The organism is Flavobacterium azooxidireducens, assembly GCF_023195775.1.
GTDB lineage: Bacteria > Bacteroidota > Bacteroidia > Flavobacteriales > Flavobacteriaceae > Flavobacterium > Flavobacterium azooxidireducens.
The window spans coordinates 2,113,077-2,137,495 of the sequence record NZ_CP096205.1 but is presented as its reverse complement, the minus strand read 5'-3'; the positions used below and the strand labels follow the sequence as shown (position 1 = coordinate 2,137,495).

Below are 24,419 nucleotides of genomic sequence, written 5' to 3'. Positions count from 1 at the left end.
AATATAGTTTTTATTTTGATTATTTATACAAAACCTTTTTTACTGCTTTTACAACATCGGATGAATTTGGCAACCATTCTTTCAATAAAGTAGGAGAATAAGGAGCCGGTGTATCTGCTGTTGTAATACGTTGAATTGGAGCATCTAAATAATCGAAAGCTCTTTCTTGAACCATATATGTAATTTCTGAAGCTACGCTAGCAAATGGCCAAGCTTCTTCTAAAACTACTAAACGATTTGTTTTTTTGACTGATTTTAAAATGGCATCATAATCCATCGGACGAACCGTTCTTAAATCGATTATTTCACACGAAATTCCTTCTTTGGTCAATTCATCAGCAGCAGTATAAGCTTCTTTGATAATTTTTCCGAAAGAAACAATCGTCACATCAGAACCTTCTCTTTTGATATCAGCTACACCAAGCGGAATGGTATATTCTCCTTCCGGAACTTCCATTTTGTCACCATACATTTGTTCAGATTCCATAAAAATGACCGGATCATTATCACGAATAGCTGCTTTTAATAAACCTTTTGCATCATATGCATTTGATGGAACTACTACTTTTAAACCCGGTGTATTCGCAAACCAATTTTCAAAAGCTTGAGAGTGCGTTGCACCTAATTGTCCGGCAGAAGCAGTTGGACCACGAAAAACCATCGGCATAGGAAATTGTCCGGCCGACATTTGACGCATTTTTGCTGCGTTGTTTATAATTTGATCAATTCCAACCAAAGAGAAGTTAAAGGTCATAAATTCTACAATCGGACGACATCCGTTCATAGCTGAACCTACGGCAATTCCAGCAAATCCAAGTTCGGCAATTGGTGTATCGATTACACGTTTTGGTCCAAATTCATCTAACATTCCTTTTGAAGCTTTGTAGGCTCCGTTGTATTCTGCCACTTCTTCACCCATTAAATAAATGCTTTCGTCACGACGCATTTCTTCGCTCATGGCCTCACAAATTGCTTCTCTGAATTGAATTGTTCTCATATTTCTAATTTCTTAAGTCTTTTTATCGAATGGCAAAAATAAATATTTTAAATTACTTTAATGCATAATTTATCGCTAAAATAATTCGCAATAGTAACTGCTTTTCTAAATATAAATTGCAAAAAAATGTTTGAAAAAATTCTAAAATCAATAATATTACTTACGAAAACGATATAATACTGAAAAAATATTATGCACGCATACTAAAATTTGAAAAATAATTCGTAATTTCGTAACCGAAAAAATAATCTAAATCTATTATATGAAAATATTAGTCTGCATCAGTCATGTACCTGATACTACTTCAAAAATTAATTTTACGAACGGCGATTCTGAATTTGACACGAATGGTGTTCAGTTTGTTATCAATCCGAATGATGAATTTGGTTTAACCAGAGCAATTTGGTTTCAAGAGCAACAAGGAGCCAATGTTACTGTTATAAATGTAGGTGGACCTGATACGGAACCAACTTTGAGAAAAGCATTAGCAATTGGTGCAAATGAAGCCATCAGAATAAACGCCAAACCAACAGATGGATTTTTTGTAGCCAAGCAATTAGCCGAAGTAATCAAACAAGGTCAATATGATTTAGTAATTTGCGGAAAAGAATCATTGGATTATAATGGTGGAATGGTTCCGGGAATGATTGCAGGTTTATTGGGTTATAATTTTATCAACTCTTGTATTGATTTAAAAGTGGATGGTTCCTCTGCCAAAGTAATCAGAGAAATTGATGGTGGAAAAGAAACCAGTTCGGCATCTTTACCTTTGGTAATTGGTGGTCAAAAAGGATTAGTGGAAGAAAAAGATTTACGCATTCCAAATATGAGAGGGATTATGACAGCTCGTACAAAAGCATTAACAGTTTTAGAACCAATTGATGCAAATAACAACACGAAAGCCGTAAAATTTGAAAAACCGACTCCAAAATCAGCAGTGAAATTAGTAAGTGCAGATAATTTGGATGAATTGGTGAGTTTGTTACACAACGAAGCTAAGGTTATCTAATTCCATTTAAAATTTAAAATTCATCATTTAAAATATAAATTATGTCATTATTAATATATGCAGAATCGGCTGAAGGAAAATTTAAAAAAGTAGCTTTCGAATTAGCTTCCTATGCAAAAAAAGTAGCAGAATCATTAGGAACAACTGTAACAGCTGTAACAGTAAACGCTTCTGATGTTTCAGAATTATCAAAATACGGTGTAGATAAAGTATTGAAAGTAACCAACGATAAATTGGCAACTTTTAATGCAAAAGCTTTCGCAGATGTAATCAAACAAGCAGCTCAAAAAGAAGGTGCAAGAGTGATTGTGCTTTCATCAACAACGGATAGCATTTACCTTGCTCCGTTGGTGGCAGTAGGATTAGAAGCAGGTTACACATCCAATGTGGTTGGGTTACCTTTGAGCACTTCACCATTTCAAGTAAAAAGAAATGCATTTTCAAATAAAGCTTTTAATATCACAGAAATTTCAACTGATATAAAAGTGTTAGGTTTGGCTAAAAACTCGTATGGTTTGGTTGAAAGTACTTCAACTTTATCAACAGAAGATTTTTCTCCAAGTTTAAATGATGCTGATTTTAATGTAAAAGTTGAAAACGTAGAAAAAGTGACCGGAAAAGTAACAATTGCCGATGCAGAAGTTGTAGTTTCAGGTGGTCGCGGATTAAAAGGTCCTGAAAACTGGGGATTAGTAGAAGAATTAGCAACTGTTTTAGGTGCTGCTACTGCTTGTTCTAAACCGGTATCCGATTTAGGCTGGAGACCTCACAGTGAGCACGTTGGACAAACCGGAAAACCTGTTGCAACGAATTTATATATTGCGATTGGAATTTCAGGGGCAATTCAGCATATTGCCGGAATTAATTCGTCTAAAGTGAAAGTTGTTATCAATTCTGACCCCGAAGCTCCTTTCTTTAAAGTAGCCGATTATGGTGTAGTTGGTGATGCTTTTGAGATTGTTCCTAAATTGACTCAAAAATTAAAAGAATTTAAAGCTCAAAATTCATAATTTTTTATAAATTGTGCCCTCATTGGGCTATCTAAATCGAGATAGTTGTATCTTTGTTTGGATAGCCCATTTTTTTATTACTAATTAAGCATAAATGCCTTATTTTTAGAGCATTATAATATCATAATATGAGTCTTGTTAAACTAGCCATAAAAGGAATTTCTTACAGTCAAACCCAAAACGGTGCCTACGCATTGATTCTAAATGAAGTAGATGGAGAGCGAAAATTACCCATTGTAATCGGTGCATTTGAAGCTCAATCCATTGCCATTGCGTTGGAAAAAGAAATAAAACCCCCTCGCCCACTTACCCACGATTTGTTTAAAAATTTTGCCGACCGATTTGATATTGTAGTCAAACAAGTGATTATTCATAAATTAGTGGATGGTGTTTTTTATTCGAGTATCATTTGCGAACGCGACAAAATTGAAGAAATTATCGATGCCAGAACATCCGATGCTATTGCGTTGGCATTGCGTTTTAATGCTCCTATTTTTACTTACAAAAATATTTTGGACAAAGCCGGAGTTTATCTAAAAGGAAACACGATGGAACCTGAAAATGCCAACGAAGATAACGATGGTGTTTTGAGTACGCCTGAGACATTTGGTGCACAAGAAACTACACCAAAAGACAGTTACACCGGAAAAAGTGTTCAAGAATTATATGAATTATTAAACGAAGCGGTGCAAAACGAAGACTACGAAAAAGCTGCCAAGATTAGAGACGAAATTTCAAAAAAGGAATCATAAATAATCCAAAATCTATACTTCATCAAATGTATAAAAAATTATTTTTACTTACTTTAACTGTGCTGTTCTCAGTGGGTTTAAGTGCACAGGAACTTGAAAAAAAATGGCAATTAAGTTCTTCCAAAACGGATTATTTAGAATTAAAAGAAGGTGGCTATGAACTTAAAATCAGTTCTGATAGTCTTACTCAAAAAGGAGATTATTTAGTACAAGATAATTTTCTTTTTTTGTTTGAAAATGGTTCCGATGCACCAACCAAACGATTTACAATTACATCAAAATCAGATTCGCTTCTGACTTTAAAATCGAAAGATAAGGCATATTCGTTTTTTTCTTCCAATAAAATAAAACCGGTTCAAAATCAAGCGAAACTAATTGCAAGTGAAGGTTTTTCGATGACTAGTTTATGGAAAGGAGTTTTGGGAATGCTATCACTTTTAGCCTTAGCTTTTGTGTTTAGTGCTAATCGAAAAGCCATTAATTGGAAAACGGTTGGGATTGGAATTTTGGCTCAATTGATACTTGCAATCGGAGTTCTGAAAGTCACTTTTGTAAAAAATATATTTGAATTTGTTGGTGGATTATTCGTAAAAGTATTAGATTTTACGAGAGCCGGAAGTGAATTTTTATTAGGCGGAATGATGAATGTGGATAATTTTGGATTCATTTTTTTGTTTCAAGTGTTACCAACTATTATATTTTTCTCTGCTTTAACTTCGTTATTGTTTTATTTGGGAATAATTCAAATTATAGTAAAAGGTTTAGCGATGCTCTTAACCAAAATTTTAGGTATATCAGGTGCCGAAAGTTTATCGGTTGCCGGAAACATCTTTTTAGGTCAAACCGAAGCTCCATTGATGATTAAAGCCTATTTAGAAAAAATGAATAAAAGCGAAATTCTTTTAGTTATGATTGGCGGAATGGCCACTGTTGCCGGAGGAGTTTTAGCTGCTTACATTGGTTTTCTGGGTGGAAATGATCCGGTTTTGCGATTGGAATTTGCCAAACACTTGCTTGCTGCCTCTGTAATGGCTGCCCCTGGAGCCATTGTTGTTTCAAAAATATTGTTCCCTCAAACGGAAGCAATTGACACGAATGTAGAAGTTTCTAAAGAAAAAATTGGATCTAATATTTTAGATGCCATTGCAACCGGAACAACAGAAGGTTTGAAATTAGCAGCCAATGTAGCAGCGATGTTATTAGTTTTTATTGCTTTTATTGCAATGATTAATTACACCTTGAGTTGGATTGGTGGATGGTCTGGTTTAAATGATGTTATTGCCGCAAACACTCCTTATTCGAAATTCTCTTTAGAAACCATTTTAGGAATTGTCTTTGCTCCGTTAATGTGGTTAATTGGCGTTGCTCAAGAAGATGTTATGTTAATGGGTCAATTATTAGGGATAAAATTAGCTGCTTCTGAATTTGTTGGCTACATTCAATTAGCTGAATTGAAAAATGCCGCTTCAACTATCCATTTTACGTATGATAAATCAGTAATTATGGCCACCTATATGTTATGTGGTTTTGCTAATTTTGCTTCGATTGGAATACAAATTGGAGGAATTGGATCGTTAGCTCCAGGACAAAGGAAAACACTTTCGGAATTTGGTTTAAAAGCAGTAATTGGTGGAAGTATAGCATCTTTGCTATCAGAAACTATTGCAGGAATGATTATAGGTTAACCTAATAAAATAAAACCCAAAATGAAACAATACCACGACCTAGTAAAACACGTTTTAGAAAACGGATCACAAAAAGGTGATCGAACCGGAACCGGAACAATCAGTGTTTTTGGTTATCAAATGCGTTTTGATTTAAGCGAAGGTTTTCCGATGGTTACCACCAAAAAATTACACTTAAAATCAATTATACACGAATTGCTTTGGTTTATTAAAGGCGAAACGAATATTAGCTATTTAAAAGAAAACGGAGTAAAGATTTGGGATGATTGGGCGGATGAAAATGGTGATTTAGGTCCGGTTTACGGTCATCAATGGCGAAACTGGAACAGTGAAGAAATTGATCAAATTACCGAATTAATCGAAACATTAAAGAAAAATCCAAATAGCCGTAGAATGTTAGTTTCGGCTTGGAACCCTTCTGTTTTACCCGACACTTCCAAATCATTTGCAGAAAATGTAGCCAACGGAAAAGCAGCTCTTCCACCGTGTCACGCATTTTTTCAATTTTATGTCGCCGATGGAAAATTGAGTTGTCAATTGTATCAACGAAGTGCTGATATATTTTTAGGCGTTCCGTTTAACATTGCTTCGTATGCCTTATTTACATTGATGATTGCTCAGGTTTGCGATTTACAACCGGGAGATTTTATTCACACTTTTGGTGATGCACACATTTATAACAATCACATCGAACAATTGGAATTACAACTTTCGCGTGAGCCAAAACCTTTACCAAAAATGATTTTAAATCCGGAAATTAAATCCATTTTCGATTTTACATTTGACGATTTTACGTTGGAAGGGTATGATCCGCATGCTCATATTAAAGGTGCTGTAGCTGTTTAAAAAATAAAAAATCCGTTTGACCAAAATCAAACGGATTAAATATTTACGATAAGAATCAAAGTTTTACACTGCAACAACGCTATTCTCAGCAGCAGCAAAATCATTCCATTTGTAAGCATCAGCTTGGTCATCGTTTACGAATTCTCCATCAACTAAATAACGGAATTCGTATGAATTAGAAGCAGGTAATTCAAACGTAGCCTTGAAAGTTCCGTTTTTTAATTTTGCTAATTCTCCTTCTTTAGGATTCCAATTGTTAAAATCACCAACTACAGCAGCAGTCGTAGCTTCTTTTGCTTCGATTGAAAAAGTTACTTTACAAACCGGTTTCGTTTTTATAAATTGTTTCTTGATTGCCATGATTAATTTAATTTTAAAATTATGCCACAAAGAAACAAATAGAATAATGAAAATCAAATAGTTAGCTTTCTTTTTGTTAAATTACCAAAAACCACCACAAAAAACAGCTATTTTGTTAATATATAGCGGGTTAGATTAACAATTCTTAACAGGAAAACGGTTTCGCTTTTCATTATATGTAAAAATGATTTTTTTATTTTTCAAAAATATAATACCTTTCAGAACCAAAAAACCAATAATAAAACCATTATGAACACAGAGCAACACGAACAATACGAATATGCTCGTAGAAGAATTAAACAAAAAAAGCGACTTTATTATCATTTTGTCCTTTTCTTAATTGGAAGTTTATTCTTTTTATTAGTTGAAAAGTTTTTTGATATTCAACCTTTTGAAGGGTGGTATTTATGGGCAGTTACCATTTGGTTCTTCCTTTTTATTCTTCATTTCATCAAAGTGTACATCACTGACCGATTTATGAATAAAAATTGGGAACGCGATCAAATTGAACGTTTGATGGCAAAACAAGAACAAAAAATTCAGCAATTACAACAAAAAGTAGAAAATGAATTTAATTCTAAAACCGAAATTTAAGAATGATTATAATGATTGCGGCGGCCGCCGAAAACAATGCTCTAGGAAAAGACAATGATTTAGTTTGGCATTTGCCTGATGATTTTAAACGTTTTAAAGAATTAACATCAGGTCATCATATCATAATGGGAAGAAAAACATTTGAAAGTTTTCCTAAGCTGCTTCCCAACAGAACTCACATTATTATTACTAGACAAAAAAACTACCAACCGGAACATTGTATCGTGGTAGATAGTATTGAAAAAGCTCTCGAATTTGTTCCCGAAGACGAAGATGCTTTTATCATTGGCGGAGGTGAAATTTACAAACAATCGCTTGAATACACAGATGTTATTGAACTCACTCGTGTTCACGACTCTTTTGATGCTGACACCTATTTTCCTGAAATCAATGCGGATAGTTGGCAATTAGTGGAAGAAGAATATCATCCTAAAGATGAAAAACATTTGGTTGATTTTACCTATCAAACTTACATTCGTAAATAAAAAAAACATCCCTTTCGGGATGTTTAGAATCAATGTATCATGTATGAATTGGCCTATTCAAGCATCAGTATCTGATAACTTAATATAAAAATTACCACTGCCAGAAATACTCCAGAAATGAAGATAACGACATTGGCAAACCTTTGAGAATACATCTCAAAGAAGCCTTTAATACCAAATACCACAAAGGTACTAAAAGCGAAAAAAACTAAAATTTCCAAAAACAAATTTAACCCTAAGAACGTTTGTGGCACCCCAACTTCAGTATTGCCGATTAAAGCGATACTGTCGATACTGCTAACAAGAAAAAATGTGATAACTAGTGCCAGTAGTATCCATCTTAGTTCAGCCTTAACAATTCTTGATAACATGATGTTTAACATTTGATTCATGTGGTAAAATTGCACATTATCAAACACATACACAATACCCACTTCTAGTGATTTTTTTTATATCACTAAAAACAGTGAGTTTTTGTTTATTTTTTTGATAAAAATGATAAACAAATTAAATCATTCAATTATTGCCATGATTACAGAATAGTTTATATTTGCCTAAAATTTAAGTATGTCAAAATCTGTTACACCATATAAAGATTCCTCATTAGGTAAAAAAGAACAAGTTGCTCAAATGTTTGATAACATTTCGGGTAATTATGACGGACTAAACCGTGTTATTTCTTTTGGTACTGATGTGAAATGGCGTAAAAAGGTCTTGGCAATGGTTTCTGCAAAAAATCCTGATACTATTCTTGACATTGCCACAGGAACAGGCGACTTAGCCATTTTGATGACAAAAACCAATGCTAAAAAAATTGTTGGTCTGGATATTTCTGCCGGAATGCTTGATGTGGGAAGAAAAAAAATTGAACAAAAAAAACTTTCAAATAGAATAGAAATGGTTTTGGGTGATTCTGAAAGCATTCCTTTTGAAGATAATAGTTTCGATGCAATTACTGTTGCTTTTGGTGTTAGAAATTTTGAAACCTTAGAAAAAGGTTTGGCTGAAATTCTTCGTGTTTTAAAGCCAAACGGAATATTTGTTATTTTAGAAACTTCGGTTCCAAAGAAATTTCCATTTAAACAAGGCTATCATTTTTATACTAAAAATATTTTACCACTAATAGGAAAGCTATTTTCTAAAGACAATTCTGCCTACTCCTATTTATCCGAATCCGCTTCAGTTTTTCCTTATGGAGAAGCTTTAAACAATATTTTGAGAAAAGTTGGGTTTATAGAGGTAGCAGCAATGCCTCAAACGTTTGGTGTTGCTACTATTTATTCAGCATCAAAAAAATAAAATGAGAACAGTATTTTTAGCCATAATCTCTTTAATAAGTATCCAATCGAATGCCCAATTTAGTGGAATTTTCGGTAAAGACCCAATTATTCATCTTGAAAACTTTGACGAACAACGCGTTCATTGGGGTTATTTCTTAGGTTTTAATTCCTATGATTTTAAAATAGATCAAAACCGTGTTACTGAGGAAATTTTATCAGAATCAACAACCGGTTTTAATGTTGGATTGGTTGGAGATTTACGTTTACATAAAAATATAAATCTTCGTTTTGAACCCGGATTATATTACACACAACGAAATTTAACTTTCCCCAATTTTGAGAATCAATTTGATGCCATGCGGGAAGTAAAATCAACTTATATTCATTTTCCGTTACTTTTGAAGTTTTCATCTCAAAGGGTAGGTAATGTTAGACCTTATTTGCTAGGTGGTGTTTCAACCGCACTCAATTTATCCAGTAATGCCAAAGCTCAGGACGATAATTCCAACAATCGTTTTAGAATGACGCAATGGAGTAATTTTTACGAAGTTGGTTTTGGAATTGATATTTATCTTGAATACTTCAAATTCTCACCTTCCATTAGAGGTGTATTCGGTTTAAACGATGAATTAATTCGCGACAATGACCCGAACAGTCCTTGGACATCTTCAGTTGGTTCTATGTCAACAAGAGGATTTTTTGTAAATTTTACTTTCCACTAAAATTTCTTCGAAATTCGCTTAACAAAATAGCTGTTGCTGTTGCTACATTTAGACTTTCTGTTTTTTGTAATTTCCCAAAACGTGGAATACTGATTTTTTTCTGAATCAAAGCTTCAACAGTTGCACTAACTCCATTGGCTTCATTTCCCATAATTAAAACAGCATTGGATGGTAATTCCGCTTCGTACACAACATCACCATCCATAAAAGCACCATAAATGGGTTGGTCTGTTTTCTTTAAAAAACTTTCCAAAGAAGTATAAACAACATTTACTCTACCAACTGAGCCCATCGTAGCTTGAATTACTTTTGGATTATAAACATCTGCCGTTTCTTCGGAACAAATTAATTGCTCGATTCCGAACCAATCACACAAACGGATTATTGTTCCTAAATTTCCCGGATCTCGAATATCATCTAAAACCAAAGTCAACCCTTCGTATTTAATTGATTTTGATGGTGTTATTTTAAAAACCGCCAAACAAGTATTAGGCGTTTTTAAACAACTTATTTTTTTTAAATCGGTTTCTGAAATAATGTCCGGTCTAACTTCGTTATTCAATTGCAATGTTGCATCGGTAGAATAAAACTCCTGAATTTCATAATGCGAATGAAACAATTCCTGAATCACTTTAAACCCTTCGGCAATAAAAAGTTGTTGTTCATTTCTAAACTTTTTTTGGTGCAATCCGGTAATTCGTTTAATTTGGTTTTTACTAACCATAAAATAATGTACTTTTGAACTAAATTTCTAATTCAATTGAAAAAGATTTCCGCAAAAATATCATTAATAATTTTAATTGCACTGTTTTTTTATGCCTGTGATTCTGTAAAAAGAGTTCCGGATGGGAAAAACCTACTCGCTAAATCGGATGTTATTGTTGACGGGAAAAAAGTTAAAAACGAAGACGTTACCGGATTATTATCTCAAAAAACAAACACTCGTTTTCTAAATTTACCATTCAGTTTATATGTTTACAATTGGGCAAAGCCTGATCATGACTCATTATTTGCAGAAAAATTCATCAAAGATTCAATTCGATTTCAACGAACATCAAAGTTTTTATCATCTAAACAAGTCTATCGTTTAGGCGAATCGTTTTGGTATTCTGGGATTCATAGCTTTTTGAAAAGTACTGGTGAAGCTCCGGTTATTTTAGACGAATTAAAAGCGAAGAAATCAATCACAAAACTAAAAGGTTATTACTTTAATGAAGGATATTTTAATGTTGATGCTAAGGTTGCTATTGATACAATTAGTGCAAAAAAAGCATCAACTACTTACACTGTAACATTAGGAAATCCATACATTCTTGACAGTATTAACCGTAAAATTTCATCGCCGGTTTTAGATTCGCTTTATAAACGAACTGAAAACTTATCAGTTATCAAAACCGGACAACAATATAAATCGGATAATTTTGAAGAGGAAAGAAATCGACTCACCAATAATTTTAGAAACAATGGTGTCTATAATTTTCAACAGAATTATATCAATTTTGATATTGATACAATTAAAACCGGCAACAAAGCAAATGTAAATTTAATAATTAGTGATTATTCTTATCGCGATGGCGACACGCTGGTTACAACTCCTTTTAAAGTTTATAAAATCAGTGAAGTAAATATTTACACAGACAATCCATCTTCAAAAAGCACAGTAAAAATTGCCGATAGTGTGGTTTATAACAACTACAATCTTTACAGTATCGACAAATTGAAATATAGACCAAAAGCCATTACCGATGCGGTTTTCATCAGCAAAGGAGGAACTTATGCCGATTTTAGAAACAACTTAACCTCTCGTTCGCTTAATAATTTCAGGGTTTTTACTTATCCGTCAATTCAATATGAAATAGATCCTAGAGATAGTTTAGCAAGCTCGTTGATTGCTAATATTTACCTAAGTCCAAGAAAAAAATACAGTTTTAGTGCTTCATTGGATGCTATCCATTCCAATATTCAAGATTTTGGTTTGGCAGGAAACGCTTCCTTTTCTATCCGAAATATTTTTAATGGTGCAGAAACACTTGAAATTGGAGGAAGAGGAAACATCGGTTCTTCGCAGGATTTAGCCAATCCCGACAATACCTTTTTTAACCTTTCTGAATACGGTGCCGACATGCGGTTGAATTTTCCCAGGTTATTTTTTCCCGTTCGAACAGGTAGAATTATTCCAAAAGAAATGATTCCATCTACTCAAATCAGTGTGGGTTTTGCCAAGCAAGAAAATATCGGTTTAGATAAAGAGAATTTCACAGGAGCACTTACGTATAATTGGACACCAAAAAGATATAATTCTGTTCGATTTGACCTACTCAATATTCAATATATTAAAAACATCAACGGAAACAATTATTTCAATGTATATCGTTCGTCATATGGTGCATTGAACAATATAGCCCAAAATTACACAGTTAATCCAAGCTACTTAGATTTAAACGGAGATTTAACCATCCCAAACGGTGCAAACGGTTTTATTAATGATGCTTTGTTTAATGAGCCAGGCATTAATCCTTCTCAAGCTGATTTTAATGCCATACGAAGTATTAACGAACGAAGAAACAGATTAACAGAAAACAACCTCATCATTGCATCGAGTTATAGCTTTTCTAAAACAACAAAAACCAGTTTGTTAGACAATAATTTTTATGTTTTTAGAATTAAAGGAGAATCTGCCGGAAATTTATTATCACTTGTTGCTGATGCTTCTAAACAACCAACAGGGCCAAATGGGAATAAAACTTTTTTTGATATTGAATTTTCACAATACCTCAAAGGTGAATTTGAATATATCAAACATTTTGATTTGAGAAACAACATGGTTTTTGCAACCAGAACTTTTTTCGGAATAGCCGTTCCTTACGGAAATTCAAATAGCATTCCGTTTTCACGAAGTTACTTTGGAGGAGGTTCCAACGACAACAGAGCTTGGCGACCTTATGGACTTGGACCCGGAAGAAGTGGAGCCCGAAATGATTTTAACGAAGCCAATATGAAGATTTTGGTGAATGCCGAATTTCGTTTTAAAATGTTTGGAAAACTAAGAGGAGCACTTTTTGTAGATGCCGGAAACATTTGGAACGTTTTGGATAATGTGGAAGATGAAGATTTTATTTTTTCCGGATTAGAATCGTTGAGAGATATTGCCGTGGGATCTGGTTTCGGAATTCGCTATGATTTCGGATTTGTGGTTGCCCGATTCGATTTCGGATTTAAAACCTACAATCCGGCACATGAAGTTGGAAAAAGATGGTTTAGAGAATATAATTTCAGTAATACCGTTTTCAATGTTGGAATTAATTATCCTTTCTAAAACGTTATCGTAATTTTTTAGAAAAACTATCCGCAAGAGCATCGATTTTATAGTCAATAATTTTTTGTTCACTCGATTAATTCTTATTTTTGTTCTCTTAACTAATATAATAACCAAAATGGCACACAACATAAAACCAGGTGTAGCAACCGGAGATCAAGTTCAGGAAATTTTTAACTATGCAAAAGAAAAAGGATTTGCTTTACCGGCAGTTAACGTTATCGGTTCAAGCACAATAAATGGAGTTTTGGAAACTGCTGCAAAATTAAATGCTCCTGTTATCATTCAGTTTTCTAACGGAGGAGCATCGTATAATGCCGGAAAAGGTCTTTCAAACGAGGGTCAACGTGCTGCTATTTTAGGTGGAATTGCCGGTGCAAAACACATTCATACTTTAGCGGAAGCATACGGAGCAACAGTGATTCTTCATACAGACCACTGTGCAAAAAATTTATTGCCTTGGATTGATGGTCTATTGGATGCATCCGAAAAACATTTTGCAGAAACAGGAAAACCTTTATTTTCTTCACATATGATTGATTTATCAGAAGAACCAATCGAGGAAAATATTCATATTTGTAAAGAATATTTAGCTCGAATGAGTAAAATGGGAATGACTTTAGAAATTGAATTAGGTGTAACCGGTGGTGAAGAAGATGGTGTTGATAATTCAGATGTTGATAGTTCAAAATTATACACTCAACCGGAAGAAGTAGCTTATGCGTATGAAGAATTGATGAAAGTGAGTCCGAAATTTACCATCGCAGCCGCTTTTGGAAATGTGCACGGCGTTTATAAACCAGGAAATGTAAAATTGACACCAATTATTTTGAAAAATTCGCAGGAATTTGTTCAGAAAAAATTCAATACCGATTCAAATCCAATTGATTTTGTTTTTCATGGTGGATCAGGTTCTACATTAGAAGAAATCAGAGAAGCCATTTCATACGGTGTAATCAAAATGAACATTGATACCGATTTACAATTTGCCTTTACGGAAGGAATTCGTGATTATATGGTAAACAAAATTGATTACCTAAAAACTCAAATCGGTAGTCCGGACGGAGCAGATTCTCCAAACAAAAAACATTACGACCCAAGAAAATGGATTCGCGAAGGTGAAGTTACGTTCAATACAAGATTAGAGCAAGCATTTGCTGACCTAAACAACGTAAACACACTCTAAGAAAACCGACAACGGAAAACAGACAACAGATAACAGACAACAAAATATGGCTTGGTTTAAAAGAACAGAAAAAGGAATTCAAACCGCTACGGAAGATAAAAAAGACGTTCCAAAAGGACTTTGGTATAAATCCCCTACCGGAAAAATTATTGATCAGGACGAATTAGCCAAAAATCTTTGGGTGAGTCCCGATGATGATTTTCACGTGCGAATTGGCAGTAAAGAATATTTTGAAATTTTGTTTGACGACAATAAATTCAAAGAATTAGATGCAAAAATGACTTCAAAAGATCCATTGCATTTTGTGGATACGAAGAAATATTCCGACCGATTAAAAGAAGCTTACGATAAAACCGGTTTAAAAGATGCGGTTCGAACAGCCGTAGGAAAATCAAAAGGAAAAGATTTGGTAGTTTGTTGTATGGATTTCGCATTTATCGGCGGTTCTATGGGAGCTGTCGTAGGTGAAAAAATTGCAAGAGGTATTGATTATTCCATCAAAAACAATGTGCCTTTTGTTATGATTTCAAAATCAGGTGGAGCCAGAATGATGGAAGCTGCTTTTTCGTTAATGCAGTTAGCCAAAACCTCAGCCAAATTAGCTCAATTAGCCGAAGCAAAAATTCCCTACATTTCATTATGTACCGACCCAACTACGGGAGGAACAACAGCATCTTATGCGATGTTAGGCGATATTAATATCGGTGAACCTGGAGCTTTAATCGGTTTTGCCGGGCCAAGAGTTGTAAAAGACACCACCGGAAAAGATTTACCGGAAGGTTTTCAAACTTCTGAATTCTTGTTAGAACACGGATTCTTAGATTTTATTACTCACCGAAAAGAATTGAAAGACAAAGTGAATCTCTATTTAGATTTAATTTTAAACGAAGATGTTAGATAAGATGAAATCCCGAGCAATCGGGATTTTTTTTATGTTAATAATTTTAGTAAATTTATCTTAAATTTTTATCATAAATCATATTGATGCAACACAATCATTTAGAACAAAAAATAGCTAAAATAAATTCAGTAACTCCAAAACTAGATGACTTTCTACAAAATGGTTTTGATATCAATTATGCTCAAGCATTTATTAGTGATTATATTTTGGAATATAAGAAACAGTGCAATGAAACAGAAGTTGAATTGTTCGAATTATTTAAATTAAATGTACAATATAAAAGATTTTCAATAATTGGAAATATAATGCTAACTGAAATTGAGGAATATGAAGACTTTTATAAAATTGGACATCATGAGAGCGATTTAATAATTTTGATAAAGTCAACGGAAGAAATAGCCATTTTAGACCATGAAGATTTTGAAATTAGAGAGTTTATTTCAGAAAATTTTGAGGTGTTTTTAGATTTGATTCCTATATTAATTTCGTATGATAAACTTGGTTATTTAGGAAAAGAATACACTACCGACATCAAAAATAAAACTTTAGAAGAAGTTAAGAAAATTCTGAAAAGTGAAAAATATTATTCCTTTTTTTCATATAGTTTGATGGGAGAGTAAAAAACTAATTAGATGCTACATTCATCACAACTTTTGCATTGGTGAATGAAGTATGCTAATTACATCCCACTTCTAATCGCCTCCACAGGATCTAATTTAGAAGCCGAAATCGCCGGAATAATTCCTGCTATCAAACCAATAATTCCTGCTAATCCGGCACCTAACATCATGTTAGCAAAGCTCAATACGAATTCAAAATCCAATACTTTTGATAAAACCATTGCAATGAGCCACACCATAACTAAACCGATAATTCCACCAATTACAGAGAGTATAACAGCTTCAAACAAGAACTGAAACAAAATAAATTTATTTTTAGCTCCTAATGATTTTTGAATTCCGATTAAATTGGTTCTTTCTTTCACGGAAACAAACATAATATTGGCAATTCCGAAACCACCAACTAAGAGAGAAAACCCGGAAATAATCCATCCCACCACATTCATTTGTCCCATAATTTCATCAATCATATCTGTAAAACCGGAAAGCACATTGATAAAGAAATTGTCAATTTCAGATGATTTTAAGCCTCTAAAGTTTCTGAGTTTCTGAGTGATTTCACCTTTAAAACCTTCCATATCGATACCTTTTTCAGGCTTTATCAAAATGGCAGGTGTGAGCATAGTGCTATTTTCGCCGTATAATCTTCTAATAAAATTCATCGGAATAAAAACTGCATTATCACGACTATCACCAAAAGTTGAAAAACCTTGCTTTTGAGTTACTCCAATCACAGTGAAACGTTGACCATACATACGAACTTTCTTTCCAAGAGCTTGTTCAGGACTATCAAATAAACCATTAGAAACTTCGTAACCCAAAATAATTACTCCGGTTCCGGAATTAGATTCCGATTCGTTAAAAAATCTTCCTTGCTCAATTTTTATTCCGTCAATTCCATCAAATTCGTTGGTAGTTGGTGTTACACGAACAGAACTTACGGTTCTTTCTTCAAACTTGATGTTTTCGTTTCGAGTAAAAAGGTTGAAAGCAATTTTATCTACACCGTTTAAGGAACGTTTTAAATACTCAAATTCTTCATAGGTTACATTTGGAAATTGTTCTCTTTTCCAACTCGGCACTTCACTTGGCCCAAATGGAAAACGTAATAAGTAAACCGTATTTTTATCCAAATCTCCTAAATCTCCTTTGATCTTTTGGTCTAAAGAATCTACCGCAGCCAAAACAGCAATGATGGAAAAAATTCCAATTGTTACTCCAAGCAACGACAAAAAAGTACGCAATTTATTGTTTCGCAACGCATTCATTGCAAAATTGAAACTTTCTTTGAGCAAACGAAGATAAAGAAGCATAGAATTTTTCTTAATTGTAAATATAGTTATTGGTAGTTTAAGTTGCTATTTTGTTACAAAAAAACACGTCTTTTTTGACTTCTTTTATCAGAATACATTGTTGCATTAGACCTATCTCAACTGCAAACCAAAATCACATGATTTTCAACAAGAAAAAATATCAAAAAAAGAAAAAACTAATCTCACATTCCTTTGAAAGTTAAACAGACAAATAGTACTTTTGCACCTTCAAAAAACAACAACACAATGACAACTACAAAAACCATTCAATCTGCTTTAATTTCAGTGTTTGACAAAACCGGATTAGAGCCAATTGTAAAGCAATTACACAGCCAAAATGTAACCATTTATTCGACTGGTGGAACGGAAGAATTTATAAAAAATTTAGATATTCCGGTCGTTCCTGTGGAAGAAGTTACTTCTTATCCATCTATTTTAGGAGGAAGAGTAAAAACGCTTCACCCAAAAGTCTTTGGCGGAATTTTAAACCGTCAAGACAACCCAAGCGATGTGGAAGAAATGAAAGCCTTCGAAATTCCGCAAATTGATTTGGTGATTGTGGATTTGTACCCGTTTGAAAAGACAGTCGCTTCAGGAGCATCAGAATCAGAAATCATCGAAAAAATTGATATCGGTGGAATTTCGTTAATTCGTGCTGCTGCAAAAAATTTCAAAGACACTGTTATTGTTGCTTCTGTGAATGAATACAATTATTTATTGGATTTGATTTCATCCCAAAATGGTTCAACTACTTTAGAACAAAGACGTCATTTGGCTACAAAAGCTTTTCACGTTTCTTCGCATTATGATTCGGCTATTTTTAATTATTTTAATACCGACGAAACGGTTTATAAAGAAAGTATCGAAAATGGTCAAGTGCTTCGCTATGGCGAAAATCCACATCAAAAAGGATTTTTCTTTGGTGATTTTGATAAAATGTTCACCAAATTGCACGGAAAAGAATTGTCTTATAACAATTTATTAGATGTTGATGCGGCTGTGAATTTGATTTTGGAATTTAAAGAAAATGATCCCACTTTTGCAATTTTAAAACACAATAACGCGTGCGGAATTGCAACAAGAAGTTCGATGAAACAAGCGTATTTAGATGCTTTGGCAGGTGATCCAACTTCTGCTTTTGGTGGTGTTTTAATTGCAAATGGAAAAATTGACAAAGAAACTGCTTTAGAAATCAATCAATTATTTTGTGAAGTTGTTATAGCAACAAGTTATGATGATGAAGCAGTTGTTATCTTACAGGAAAAGAAAAACCGTATTATTTTAATTCAGCACGAAGTTGAATTACCAACTAAACAAATCAGAACTTGTTTAAACGGATTATTAATCCAAGATAAAAACAACATTACAGACAATAAAGAAGGTTTAAAAACCGTTACCCTTACAACACCTACTAATCAAGAAATTGAAGATTTACTTTTCGCCTCAAAAATCTGCAAAAACACGAAGTCGAATACAATTGTATTTGCCAAAAACGGACAATTAATTGCTTCCGGAACGGGACAAACTTCACGTGTAGATGCTTTAAAACAAGCAATCGAAAAAGCAAATACTTTTGGTTTTGATTTAAATGGTGCAGTGATGGCAAGTGATGCATTTTTTCCGTTTCCGGATTGTGTAGAAATTGCTCATCATGCTGGAATAACCGCTGTTATTCAACCTGGTGGATCAATTAAAGATGAGTTGAGTATCAACTATTGCAACGAAAATAAAATTGCAATGGTATTTACAGGAACACGTCATTTTAAACATTAATTTTTTTACCTTTGTACGTTACAATTTTATAAACCTAATTAACCCTAAACAAACGTATGGGATTTTTTGATTTCATGACCGAGGACATCGCCATTGACCTTGGTACCGCAAATACCTTAATTATTCATAATGATAAAGTAGTAATTGACTCTCCGTCGATTGTAGCTCGTGACAGAATATCGGGAAAAATTATCGCCGTTGGAAAAGAAGCCAACTTAATGCAAGGTAAAACGCATGAAAACATTAAAACAATTAGGCCACTAAAAGATGGTGTAATTGCCGATTTTGATGCATCTGAAAAAATGATCAGTATGTTTATCAAAAGTATTCCGGCACTAAAAAAACGTTTGTTCACTCCTGCTCTACGTATGGTGGTTTGTATTCCATCCGGAATAACTGAAGTAGAAATGCGTGCTGTAAAAGAATCCTGTGAACGCGTAAACGGAAAAGAAGTTTATTTGATTCACGAACCAATGGCCGCAGCTATCGGTATCGGTGTTGACATTATGCAACCAAAAGGAAATATGATTGTTGATATCGGTGGCGGAACAACTGAAATTGCCGTTATCGCTTTAGGCGGAATTGTGTGTGACAAATCGGTTAAAATTGCCGGTGATGTTTTCACGAATGATATTGTTTACTACATGCGTACGCAACACAACTTGTTTGTGGGAGAAAGTACTGCAGAAAAAATAAAAATTGAAATTGGTGCCGCTATTGAAGAGTTAGACACGCCACCGGATGAAATGTCGGTTCAAGGTCGTGACTTATTGACCGGAAAACCAAAACAAGTTGATGTTTCTTATCGTGAAATTGCCAAAGCATTAGACAAGTCAATCCAACGAATTGAAGATGCTGTGATGGAAACTTTATCGCAAACTCCACCGGAATTAGCCGCTGATATTTACAACACCGGAATTTATCTTGCTGGTGGTGGTTCAATGTTACGCGGATTAGACAAACGAATTTCGCTTAAAACAGATTTACCGGTTTACATTGCCGAAGATCCGTTGAGAGCCGTTGTTCGTGGTACCGGAATTGCATTAAAAAACATCAACAAGTTCAGAAGTATTTTAATCAAATAATCAGTTTTACTGATATTTACGCTAACGGAATTACCAATCTGAATCACTGAAACATGCAGCAGATATTTATTTTTATCATAAAAAACAGTACAAGGCTACTGTTTTTGCTGCTTTTGGTCATTTCGTTATTACTCACAATTCAATCACATTCGTATCATCGAAGTAAAGTAATTAATTCGGCTAATTTTGTTACCGGAGGTGTTTATGAACGCATCAATTCAGTGAACGAATATTTGAATTTAAAAACAGAAAACGAAGGTTTAGCCAACGAAAATGCTCGTTTAAAAAGCTTACTTTACAACAGAAAAGATACAACCAAAATCATAGACAAAGAATTACTGAGCAGTTTTGGAAACTATAAAGTGATTCAGTCAAAAATCATCAATAACTCCTATAACGTTCATGAAAATTTCCTAACCATCAATTCGGGAACTGCTAAAGGCGTTAAATCAGACATGGGCGTTGTAAACAGCAAAGGAATTATTGGAATTGTAGAAAACACTTCAAAAAATTATGCTACCGTTATCAGCATTTTGAATGTAAGATCACAAATCAATGCCAAAATCAAAAAAACGAGTCATTTTGGAACATTAACTTGGAATGGAAAAAACACAGGTTATGTTCAATTAATTGATGTTCCAAGATTGGCTTCTGTTAAAAAAGGAGATACAATTGTAACAGGAGCTCAATCGATTATTTTTCCTGAAAATGTGAACATTGGAACGATTCATAAAATTTACACAGACGATAAAACCAACTATTTCACCATCGATGTGAAATTGTTTAACGACATGACAAGTTTAGGTCATGTTTATATTATTGAAAATATAGACCGTAAAGAAATTTTAGAATTAGAAAATCAAAACCAAAATGAATAGTACGGTAATCATCAATATTATTCGTTTTGTTTTGCTGATTTTGGCTCAGGTAGCTATCTTCAGTAAGATCAATTTTTTGGGTTATGTGAATCCTTATCCTTACATTCTTTTTATTTTACTTTACCCAGTTAACAGCAATAAAAACGGACTTTTGTTAGCCAGTTTTTTATTAGGAATTACGATGGATATGTTTAACAACTCCGGTGGCGTTCATGCAGCATCTTGCTTAACATTAGCCTACTTACGACCTTCGTTTTTTAAATTTTCTTTTGGATTGAGTTATGAATATCAAACCGTAAAAATCAACGAAAGACTTACGCCGGAACGGTTTTCATTTCTGCTGATTTCGGTTTTAACACATCACATTATTTTCTTTTTATTAGAAATATTCCGATTTAGTTTTTTCTGGGATATATTGCTTCGAACCATTTTGAGTACTATCTTTACACTGATACTTTGTATTTTACTCATCTATATGTTTAAGCCCACGAAAAATTGAGAAAAGCTATTTTACCATCCTTGATAATTTTTGTAACCCTTGCCATTTTGGCGAGGTTATTCTATTTGCAGATAATTGACGACGAATACAAATTAAAATCGGAAAACAACGCCATTAAAATTGTTTATGAATATCCCGAACGCGGCTATATTTATGACAGAAAAGGAAAACTTTTGGTTGCCAATCAGCCTTCGTATGACATCATGGTAGTTCCGAGAGAGATTAAAAATTTGGATACTTTAAAATTTTGTGAATTAGTCGATATTACAAAAGAAGAATTTGATAAAAAAATCAACAAAGCAATTGTATATAGTCCGCGATTGCCCTCTGTTTTCTTACCACAATTAAATAAAAAAGAATTTGCTGCTTTTCAGGAAAAAATCAGAAAATTTGAAGGTTTTTATATTCAAAAACGTTCTCTTAGAGATTATCAAGTGAATGTTGGAGCGAATGTTTTTGGGTTTATTACACAAGTAAATCCGGCAATGATTGAAAAAAACCCTTATTACAGAAGTGGTGATTTAATTGGTAGACAGGGTGTTGAAGAACAATATGAGGAATTTTTAAGAGGCAAAAAAGGTGTAAAATATATTCAAAGAGATAAATTTAACCGAGATATTGGTCCGTATAAAGAAGGAATTTTTGACACAATTTCAAAACAAGGTGATGATATCACTTTGACTTTGGATATTGATATTCAAAAATATGGCGAGGAACTTATGAAAAATAAACGTGGTGGAATTGTTGCAATTGAACCACAAACCGGGGAAATTTTAGCATTAATTTCAGCACCAACCTACGACCCTGCTCTTTTGGTAGGAAGACAACGCTCTAAAAACTATACTCAACTTTATAACGATAGTATTGCCAAACCACTATATGACAGAGGTTTATTAGCAGAATATCCTCCAGGCTCACCATTTAAAATTTTAACCGCTTTAATTGGTTTGCAAGAAGAAGTAATTGATGAACAAACTACTTTTTTCTGCAGAAGAGGATTTAGTTACGGAAACCGTTTTATGAAATGCCACGATTCAGGCGGATTTAGTTTGAATGCAGGAATTTATAGTTCTTGCAACACTTACTTTGCCAATACGTATAAAAAAATTATTGAAAAATATCCAAAACCAGCTTATGGTGTGGATGCTTGGAGTAATCATTTAAAAAGTTTTGGGTTAGGAAATTTTATGGGTTATGATTTACCTCCAGGACGAAAAGGAAATGTTCCCACTTCAAAATTATACGACAAATATTATTCTGCCGGTGGATGGAAAAGCACTACTATCATATCGAATTCTATTGGTCAAGGAGAAGTCTTGATGACGCCAATTCAATTGTGCAATGTAATGTGTGCGGTTGCTAATCAAGGTTATTACTATACCCCTCACGTAATCAAAAAAATAAAGGACCATACCATTGATAAAAAATTCACAACCAAACATCAAACCACAATAGACAAACAGTATTTTCCACCTGTTATACAAGGTATGTTTGACGTTTATAACAAAGGAACAGCCTCCCGATTACAAGTAAAAGGTATTGAAATTTGTGGAAAAACCGGAACGGCAGAAAACTTCACCAAAATAAACGGACAGCGAGTGCAATTGACTGACCACTCTATTTTTGTGGCTTTTGCACCAAAAGATAACCCGAAAATCGCTATTGCTGTATTTGTTGAAAATGGTTATTGGGGAGCTCGGATTGCAGGACCAATTGCCAGTTTGATGATCGAAAAATATTTGACTGATAAAATCACACGAACAGACTTAGAGAAAAAAATTCTCAATTCAAGTTTAGAAAGTGAATATGCAAAAGTGTTAAGTGGTGAACCCTTTAGAATTAATCATTAATGAAAAATCAAAGCGTAACCAGCAATTTAGATTGGATTACCGTTCTATTATACTTCATTTTAGTAATAATGGGATGGGTAAATATCTTTTCTACTTCTATTCCGATAGAGTTTACCGAATTTGATTTTAGTGACTATTACGGAAAGCAACTTCTTTTTATCATTCTGAGCATTCCATTAATCATTGTCATTTTAACGATTGATGCCAAAGTGTATGAGAAATTTTCATTTGTTTTTTACATCATAGGAATTGTTCTTCTCTTAGGATTGTTTGTATTCGGAAAAACCGTAAAAGGACAAACAAACTGGTATGGATTTGGTCCGTTTAGTTTCCAACCATCCGAAATTGCAAAAACAGCTGTTGCACTTCTTTTGGCAAAATATTTAAGTGACTCACAGGTTTTTCTAAAAAATTTGAATCACCAACTCATTGCATTTGCCATCATTGGTTTACCAGTTTTATTGATTTTGATGCAACCGGATGCCGGAAGTGCCATGATTTTCTTGTCTTTAATCTTAGTTCTCAATCGAGAAGGATTGCCTGAGTGGTATCTTTGGACAGGATTTATAGCCGTTGTGCTGTTTTTTACAGCCTTGCTTATTCAGCCCATGTATATTTTAATTGGGATTGTGTTAATTATGATTTTTCATTACCTAAGAGCCAGAAGAGTTGACCGAAATCCATTAGCCTATTTAATTGTTTTTGTTGCAGCAACCGCTTTTGTTCTTTCGGTAGGTTTTGTTTTTGATAATGTTTTAGAACCTCATCAAAAAGACAGAATTAATGTTTTATTTAGTGACAACGTCGATTTAAAAAATGAAGGATATAACCTCAACCAATCCATGATTGCCATCGGTTCCGGCGGATTAATTGGAAAAGGTTTTATGGAAGGAACGCAAACAAAAGGCGGTTTTGTACCTGAACAACACACCGATTATATTTTTACAACCGTTGGTGAAGAATGGGGATTTGTGGGCTCAACAGTTGTTATACTGCTATTTGTGACACTCTTATTTCGTATTATTTATTTAGCAGAACAACAAAAAACCAAATTCAGTCGAGTTTACGGCTATTGTGTTGCCACGATATTGTTTACCCATTTTTTTGTAAACATAACGATGCTTATTAAACTTTTTCCAACCATTGGTGTGCCACTACCCTTCTTTTCGTATGGTGGTTCAAGTTTATGGTCGTTTACAATTTTATTGTTTATCTTTTTAAAATTAGATGCCAATAAAGTAAATGAATGGTAGGTTAT

The 24,419-nt window shown here is 33.7% G+C and carries 24 protein-coding genes; 19 read left to right on the top strand and 5 right to left on the bottom strand.

Annotated features, from left to right (window positions below; genetic code table 11):
• Window positions 1-19: 19 nt before the first annotated feature.
• Complete coding sequence (locus tag M0M57_RS09330; protein ID WP_248432782.1) at window positions 20-997, bottom strand: pyruvate dehydrogenase complex E1 component subunit beta; 978 nt, start codon at window positions 995-997, stop codon at window positions 20-22.
• A 262-nt stretch (window positions 998-1,259) separates the two neighbouring features.
• Here M0M57_RS09330 and M0M57_RS09325 point away from each other — a divergent pair, with 262 nt between their 5' ends.
• The 5 genes from M0M57_RS09325 to M0M57_RS09305 all read left to right on the top strand — a co-directional run bounded on the left by M0M57_RS09325 (window position 1,260) and on the right by M0M57_RS09305 (window position 6,299).
• Entirely contained in the window at window positions 1,260-2,006 is a 747-nt protein-coding gene (locus M0M57_RS09325) for an electron transfer flavoprotein subunit beta/FixA family protein (RefSeq protein WP_248432781.1), read from the top strand.
• Between the two features lie 41 nt (window positions 2,007-2,047).
• On the top strand, window positions 2,048-3,016 hold the full coding sequence (locus tag M0M57_RS09320) for an electron transfer flavoprotein subunit alpha/FixB family protein (RefSeq protein WP_248432780.1): 969 nt from the start codon (window positions 2,048-2,050) through the stop codon (window positions 3,014-3,016).
• Window positions 3,017-3,144: 128 nt separating this feature from the next.
• Window positions 3,145-3,768 carry a bifunctional nuclease family protein gene (locus M0M57_RS09315; protein WP_248432779.1) on the top strand — a complete coding sequence of 208 codons (624 nt, stop codon included), beginning with the start codon at window positions 3,145-3,147 and terminating at the stop codon, window positions 3,766-3,768.
• Between the two features lie 26 nt (window positions 3,769-3,794).
• Window positions 3,795-5,453, top strand: coding sequence for a NupC/NupG family nucleoside CNT transporter (locus M0M57_RS09310; RefSeq protein WP_248432778.1), 1,659 nt, complete (start codon window positions 3,795-3,797; stop codon window positions 5,451-5,453).
• A 21-nt stretch (window positions 5,454-5,474) separates the two neighbouring features.
• A complete protein-coding gene (locus tag M0M57_RS09305; RefSeq protein WP_248432777.1) occupies window positions 5,475-6,299 on the top strand; it encodes a thymidylate synthase in 825 nt (274 codons plus the stop codon).
• Window positions 6,300-6,362: 63 nt separating this feature from the next.
• On the opposite strand, the gene M0M57_RS09300 is transcribed toward M0M57_RS09305, so the two are convergent.
• A complete protein-coding gene (locus M0M57_RS09300) occupies window positions 6,363-6,659 on the bottom strand; it encodes an isoamylase early set domain-containing protein (protein WP_112084812.1) in 297 nt (98 codons plus the stop codon).
• A 249-nt stretch (window positions 6,660-6,908) separates the two neighbouring features.
• Between M0M57_RS09300 and M0M57_RS09295 the strand changes: the two genes are divergently transcribed.
• Together M0M57_RS09295 and M0M57_RS09290 are read left to right on the top strand one after the other, a co-directional pair.
• Window positions 6,909-7,253 (top strand): 2TM domain-containing protein, encoded by a 345-nt coding sequence (locus M0M57_RS09295; protein ID WP_248432776.1) that lies wholly within the window; start codon window positions 6,909-6,911, stop codon window positions 7,251-7,253.
• A gap of 2 nt (window positions 7,254-7,255) precedes the next feature.
• Window positions 7,256-7,738 (top strand): dihydrofolate reductase, encoded by a 483-nt coding sequence (locus M0M57_RS09290; RefSeq protein WP_248432775.1) that lies wholly within the window; start codon window positions 7,256-7,258, stop codon window positions 7,736-7,738.
• Between the two features lie 53 nt (window positions 7,739-7,791).
• Here the strand turns inward: M0M57_RS09290 and M0M57_RS09285 are convergent, their stop codons facing one another.
• Window positions 7,792-8,109: a hypothetical protein gene (locus M0M57_RS09285; protein ID WP_248432774.1), complete on the bottom strand. Its 318-nt coding sequence runs from the start codon at window positions 8,107-8,109 to the stop codon at window positions 7,792-7,794.
• A gap of 196 nt (window positions 8,110-8,305) precedes the next feature.
• Between M0M57_RS09285 and ubiE the strand changes: the two genes are divergently transcribed.
• Both ubiE and porT read left to right on the top strand, forming a co-directional pair.
• The gene (gene ubiE, locus M0M57_RS09280; protein ID WP_248432773.1) at window positions 8,306-9,037 is read left to right on the top strand and encodes a bifunctional demethylmenaquinone methyltransferase/2-methoxy-6-polyprenyl-1,4-benzoquinol methylase UbiE; all 732 of its coding nucleotides are present in this window, start codon (window positions 8,306-8,308) and stop codon (window positions 9,035-9,037) included.
• Between the two features lies 1 nt (window position 9,038).
• A complete protein-coding gene (gene porT, locus M0M57_RS09275) occupies window positions 9,039-9,740 on the top strand; it encodes a type IX secretion/gliding motility protein PorT/SprT (protein WP_248432772.1) in 702 nt (233 codons plus the stop codon).
• Here porT and M0M57_RS09270 read toward each other — a convergent pair.
• On the bottom strand, window positions 9,727-10,464 hold the full coding sequence (locus M0M57_RS09270; RefSeq protein WP_248432771.1) for a TrmH family RNA methyltransferase: 738 nt from the start codon (window positions 10,462-10,464) through the stop codon (window positions 9,727-9,729). The genes porT and M0M57_RS09270 overlap by 14 nt on opposite strands.
• Window positions 10,465-10,500: 36 nt before the next feature.
• Here M0M57_RS09270 and tamL point away from each other — a divergent pair, with 36 nt between their 5' ends.
• The 4 genes from tamL to M0M57_RS09250 all read left to right on the top strand — a co-directional run bounded on the left by tamL (window position 10,501) and on the right by M0M57_RS09250 (window position 15,763).
• The gene (gene tamL / locus M0M57_RS09265) at window positions 10,501-13,056 is read left to right on the top strand and encodes a translocation and assembly module lipoprotein TamL (RefSeq protein WP_248432770.1); all 2,556 of its coding nucleotides are present in this window, start codon (window positions 10,501-10,503) and stop codon (window positions 13,054-13,056) included.
• 118 nt (window positions 13,057-13,174) lie between these two features.
• On the top strand, window positions 13,175-14,242 hold the full coding sequence (gene fbaA, locus M0M57_RS09260) for a class II fructose-bisphosphate aldolase (protein WP_248432769.1): 1,068 nt from the start codon (window positions 13,175-13,177) through the stop codon (window positions 14,240-14,242).
• A gap of 46 nt (window positions 14,243-14,288) precedes the next feature.
• Window positions 14,289-15,143 (top strand): acetyl-CoA carboxylase, carboxyltransferase subunit beta, encoded by an 855-nt coding sequence (gene accD / locus M0M57_RS09255; protein WP_248432768.1) that lies wholly within the window; start codon window positions 14,289-14,291, stop codon window positions 15,141-15,143.
• Window positions 15,144-15,226: 83 nt separating this feature from the next.
• The gene (locus M0M57_RS09250) at window positions 15,227-15,763 is read left to right on the top strand and encodes a hypothetical protein (protein ID WP_248432767.1); all 537 of its coding nucleotides are present in this window, start codon (window positions 15,227-15,229) and stop codon (window positions 15,761-15,763) included.
• A gap of 59 nt (window positions 15,764-15,822) precedes the next feature.
• Here the strand turns inward: M0M57_RS09250 and M0M57_RS09245 are convergent, their stop codons facing one another.
• Window positions 15,823-17,076: an ABC transporter permease gene (locus M0M57_RS09245; RefSeq protein WP_248432766.1), complete on the bottom strand. Its 1,254-nt coding sequence runs from the start codon at window positions 17,074-17,076 to the stop codon at window positions 15,823-15,825.
• A gap of 246 nt (window positions 17,077-17,322) precedes the next feature.
• Here M0M57_RS09245 and purH point away from each other — a divergent pair, with 246 nt between their 5' ends.
• The 6 genes from purH to rodA are packed head-to-tail and all read left to right on the top strand — an operon-like array spanning window position 17,323 to window position 24,414.
• The gene (gene purH, locus M0M57_RS09240) at window positions 17,323-18,849 is read left to right on the top strand and encodes a bifunctional phosphoribosylaminoimidazolecarboxamide formyltransferase/IMP cyclohydrolase (protein ID WP_248432765.1); all 1,527 of its coding nucleotides are present in this window, start codon (window positions 17,323-17,325) and stop codon (window positions 18,847-18,849) included.
• 56 nt (window positions 18,850-18,905) lie between these two features.
• Window positions 18,906-19,934 carry a rod shape-determining protein gene (locus M0M57_RS09235; protein WP_112084823.1) on the top strand — a complete coding sequence of 343 codons (1,029 nt, stop codon included), beginning with the start codon at window positions 18,906-18,908 and terminating at the stop codon, window positions 19,932-19,934.
• Window positions 19,935-19,987: 53 nt separating this feature from the next.
• Window positions 19,988-20,812: a rod shape-determining protein MreC gene (mreC, locus tag M0M57_RS09230; RefSeq protein ID WP_248432764.1), complete on the top strand. Its 825-nt coding sequence runs from the start codon at window positions 19,988-19,990 to the stop codon at window positions 20,810-20,812.
• On the top strand, window positions 20,805-21,311 hold the full coding sequence (locus M0M57_RS09225) for a rod shape-determining protein MreD (protein WP_248432763.1): 507 nt from the start codon (window positions 20,805-20,807) through the stop codon (window positions 21,309-21,311). Before mreC ends, M0M57_RS09225 begins: the two co-directional genes overlap by 8 nt.
• Window positions 21,308-23,161, top strand: a complete 1,854-nt coding sequence (gene mrdA / locus M0M57_RS09220; RefSeq protein WP_248432762.1) for a penicillin-binding protein 2 — start codon at window positions 21,308-21,310, stop codon at window positions 23,159-23,161. The genes M0M57_RS09225 and mrdA overlap by 4 nt, the downstream gene beginning before the upstream one ends.
• Window positions 23,161-24,414 (top strand): rod shape-determining protein RodA, encoded by a 1,254-nt coding sequence (rodA, locus tag M0M57_RS09215; protein WP_248432761.1) that lies wholly within the window; start codon window positions 23,161-23,163, stop codon window positions 24,412-24,414. Before mrdA ends, rodA begins: the two co-directional genes overlap by 1 nt.
• Window positions 24,415-24,419 lie beyond the last annotated feature (5 nt).

Coding starts and splice junctions, on each gene's coding strand:
- M0M57_RS09325 (WP_248432781.1), top strand. CDS start 1,260: ATGAAAATATTAGTCTGCATCAGTCATGTACCTGATACTACTTCAAAA.
- M0M57_RS09290 (WP_248432775.1), top strand. CDS start 7,256: ATGATTATAATGATTGCGGCGGCCGCCGAAAACAATGCTCTAGGAAAA.
- M0M57_RS09225 (WP_248432763.1), top strand. CDS start 20,805: ATGAATAGTACGGTAATCATCAATATTATTCGTTTTGTTTTGCTGATT.
- porT (WP_248432772.1), top strand. CDS start 9,039: ATGAGAACAGTATTTTTAGCCATAATCTCTTTAATAAGTATCCAATCG.
- rodA (WP_248432761.1), top strand. CDS start 23,161: ATGAAAAATCAAAGCGTAACCAGCAATTTAGATTGGATTACCGTTCTA.
- M0M57_RS09320 (WP_248432780.1), top strand. CDS start 2,048: ATGTCATTATTAATATATGCAGAATCGGCTGAAGGAAAATTTAAAAAA.
- M0M57_RS09315 (WP_248432779.1), top strand. CDS start 3,145: ATGAGTCTTGTTAAACTAGCCATAAAAGGAATTTCTTACAGTCAAACC.
- M0M57_RS09250 (WP_248432767.1), top strand. CDS start 15,227: ATGCAACACAATCATTTAGAACAAAAAATAGCTAAAATAAATTCAGTA.
- M0M57_RS09245 (WP_248432766.1), bottom strand. CDS start 17,076: ATGCTTCTTTATCTTCGTTTGCTCAAAGAAAGTTTCAATTTTGCAATG.
- M0M57_RS09235 (WP_112084823.1), top strand. CDS start 18,906: ATGGGATTTTTTGATTTCATGACCGAGGACATCGCCATTGACCTTGGT.
- ubiE (WP_248432773.1), top strand. CDS start 8,306: ATGTCAAAATCTGTTACACCATATAAAGATTCCTCATTAGGTAAAAAA.
- M0M57_RS09310 (WP_248432778.1), top strand. CDS start 3,795: ATGTATAAAAAATTATTTTTACTTACTTTAACTGTGCTGTTCTCAGTG.
- accD (WP_248432768.1), top strand. CDS start 14,289: ATGGCTTGGTTTAAAAGAACAGAAAAAGGAATTCAAACCGCTACGGAA.
- M0M57_RS09270 (WP_248432771.1), bottom strand. CDS start 10,464: ATGGTTAGTAAAAACCAAATTAAACGAATTACCGGATTGCACCAAAAA.
- mreC (WP_248432764.1), top strand. CDS start 19,988: ATGCAGCAGATATTTATTTTTATCATAAAAAACAGTACAAGGCTACTG.
- M0M57_RS09305 (WP_248432777.1), top strand. CDS start 5,475: ATGAAACAATACCACGACCTAGTAAAACACGTTTTAGAAAACGGATCA.
- fbaA (WP_248432769.1), top strand. CDS start 13,175: ATGGCACACAACATAAAACCAGGTGTAGCAACCGGAGATCAAGTTCAG.
- M0M57_RS09300 (WP_112084812.1), bottom strand. CDS start 6,659: ATGGCAATCAAGAAACAATTTATAAAAACGAAACCGGTTTGTAAAGTA.
- M0M57_RS09285 (WP_248432774.1), bottom strand. CDS start 8,109: ATGTTATCAAGAATTGTTAAGGCTGAACTAAGATGGATACTACTGGCA.
- purH (WP_248432765.1), top strand. CDS start 17,323: ATGACAACTACAAAAACCATTCAATCTGCTTTAATTTCAGTGTTTGAC.
- M0M57_RS09295 (WP_248432776.1), top strand. CDS start 6,909: ATGAACACAGAGCAACACGAACAATACGAATATGCTCGTAGAAGAATT.
- M0M57_RS09330 (WP_248432782.1), bottom strand. CDS start 997: ATGAGAACAATTCAATTCAGAGAAGCAATTTGTGAGGCCATGAGCGAA.